The 1,781-nt window shown below is 34.2% G+C and carries 2 protein-coding genes; one reads left to right on the forward strand and one right to left on the reverse strand.

Annotated elements, in window-relative coordinates:
* Nucleotides 1-24 precede the first annotated feature (24 nt).
* Nucleotides 25-150 carry a hypothetical protein gene (locus F6K13_RS31580; RefSeq protein ID WP_287289648.1) on the reverse strand — a complete coding sequence of 42 codons (126 nt, stop codon included), beginning with the start codon at nt 148-150 and terminating at the stop codon, nt 25-27.
* A 454-nt stretch (nt 151-604) separates the two neighbouring features.
* On the opposite strand from F6K13_RS31580, the gene F6K13_RS31585 reads away from it, so the two are divergent.
* Nucleotides 605-1,042 carry a DoxX family protein gene (locus F6K13_RS31585; protein WP_124143926.1) on the forward strand — a complete coding sequence of 146 codons (438 nt, stop codon included), beginning with the start codon at nt 605-607 and terminating at the stop codon, nt 1,040-1,042.
* Nucleotides 1,043-1,781 lie beyond the last annotated feature (739 nt).

Consider the following 1,781-nt stretch of genomic DNA (forward strand, 5'->3'; position numbering starts at 1 on the left):
TTCACGCTCAAAAAGGAGTGTATTTTAGGCGCATAGTTGGGCAGAAAAATCATTCTTACAATTCTTACTCCTACCTCCTCTAAGTACCCATTTATCCTGTCTTCCCCTCCTGGGAGGGGTTAGGGGTGGGTTGTCTCCTACCCTCACCAATAAGACTTTTTCAGCAAACCCTAATTATTAATTATTAAGGGGTAATAGGAAATAGAGAATTGGGGGTATAAAAAACAAAAACTGAGGATTATATAGCAATCATAAATCATTTGTAAAAAATCTAATGATATATAAAAACTCTGAAAATTTTACCTCTATTCCTTGTTCCTTCTTAAGGGTTCTCTAAATTCAAAAATATTTTTACCCGCAACTGAAATAGGATTTCTATATCATATCCGTTTAATAGCGCGATAAAAAACTTCCTTCTTCTTCCCTCCTGACTCCTGACCCCTGACTCCATCGTTATTTATTAAGTATTCAACCGGACATGATATTAGCAAGAGAAAGTTTTTAGAACGCGAATTAAGCGGAGATAGTATTATGATAAATTTAGAGTTATATCTGAGAACCTAGTGCCAATATTTGTAGAGACAAATCTCACAGGAATGACAGAATGAATAACATTGAAACTCCAATTTTTCTCAAACGCAAAGATGTAACTTTAGCCTATACATTATTAAGAATAGTATTTGGAATCAACTTTTTTGTACATGGTCTAGTCCGAATTGGAAATATGGGAGGATTTATCCAATCAATGGTAGATAGATTTCAAGAACTAGCACCAAGTTTTGTGATTATACCATTTGCTGCTTTAACTACTCCTGTAGAATTAATTTCTGGGTTTCTAATGATAATTGGGCTGCAAACACGGAACGCAATTATTACAGGTTTTCTATTAATGATGCCGTTAATGTTTGGAGTTTGTTTATTACAACAGTGGGATATAGCATCTTCTCAACTTATTTATTGCCTAGTTTTTTTCATACTTTTAGCTGGTTGTAGTCTAAATACAATTTCTATCGATCGACTTATTCACAATAGAAATTCCTAAAAAAATAGAAATAAATAATCTGAGGAAAGAGAAGGTAAGGAGATTTTATAGAATGTTCCTAGAAGGGAAAAAAGGTTTGTTCATTTGCTATAAATGTCTAATATAGCAGAAGAAGGAAGGAGATTTTAGTTATCTAGGAAAGAAGGAAGAAGCGAAGGAAAAAAAATATTGCGTTGTTTGAGTTTTAAGCTTTTGATATGTTCTAAACTTTACTTCGACTGCTATATTATTTGATTTAATTAGGGTTTGCTGAAAAAGTCTTATGGGTGAGGGTAGGAGGACCGAGTCAGGAGACAACCCACCCCTAACCCCTTCCAGGAGGGGAAGTCAGGAGAAATGGGAATTATAGAGGAGGTAGGAGGAAGAATAGTCCCTTGATTTTTCTGCGCAACTATGCGCCTAAAATGCTAATTTTTTGAACCTAAGCGATCTCAAAGCTGGGACTTTTTTCAACTAAAAAATGCTAAAACCTTTATATGTCAATGCTTTTAGATTTAATCAGCAAACCCTAATTAAACCTAAAATTTTGCTAAAAAATCTCTATTTTTCTACCCCTAGACTTAGATAATTAATCTTGTCAAAATGCCATATTCCTAAACCTGCGAACCTATAGAAGCCATTTGGTATCTATTTAAGAAGTTACAAGTTCAATACCCATCTGGGTTTTATGATTCTGGCAGTCATTTTTCATAATTTTTCGGTTTCCTGAACCCTTATAGTTGTTAGGCTCCTTAAAACG

Origin of the sequence: Okeania sp. SIO2B9 (genome assembly GCF_010672505.1) — a bacterium.
GTDB lineage: Bacteria > Cyanobacteriota > Cyanobacteriia > Cyanobacteriales > Microcoleaceae > Okeania > Okeania hirsuta.

What these genes read in the sequence shown, in the direction of transcription:
- F6K13_RS31585 (WP_124143926.1), top strand. Translation starts at nt 605, where the DNA reads ATGAATAACATTGAAACTCCAATTTTTCTCAAACGCAAAGATGTAACT.